Consider the following 397-nt stretch of genomic DNA (forward strand, 5'->3'; position numbering starts at 1 on the left):
AAGGTGGTCGTCCGGCCTATCCGTTGATGGCGATGTTACGGGTTCATCTGATGCAAAACTGGTTCGGTTATAGCGACCCGGCCATGGAAGAATCGCTCTACGAAACCACAATTCTGCGTCAGTTTGCCGGGCTGCATCTGGATCGAATTCCAGACGAAACCACGATCCTCAATTTCCGCCGACTGCTGGAAAAGCATGAGTTGGCTGGTGGGATTTTGCAGGTGATCAATGGCTATTTGGGCGACCGTGGTTTGTTGCTGCGCCAGGGCACCGTGGTCGATGCGACGATCATTCATGCGCCGAGTTCGACCAAGAACAAAGACGGCAAACGCGACCCTGAAATGCATCAAACCAAGAAGGGAAATCAATACTATTTCGGGATGAAATCGCACATCGG

The 397-nt window shown here is 52.1% G+C and carries 1 protein-coding gene; it reads left to right on the forward strand.

Annotated elements, in window-relative coordinates:
* Nucleotides 1-397, forward strand: a 397-nt coding sequence (locus ACXPVS_RS27445) for an IS5 family transposase (RefSeq protein WP_458512667.1), incomplete at both ends; no start/stop codon positions are given.

The sequence above is a fragment of the Pseudomonas sp. Ma2-10 genome (assembly GCF_054330215.1).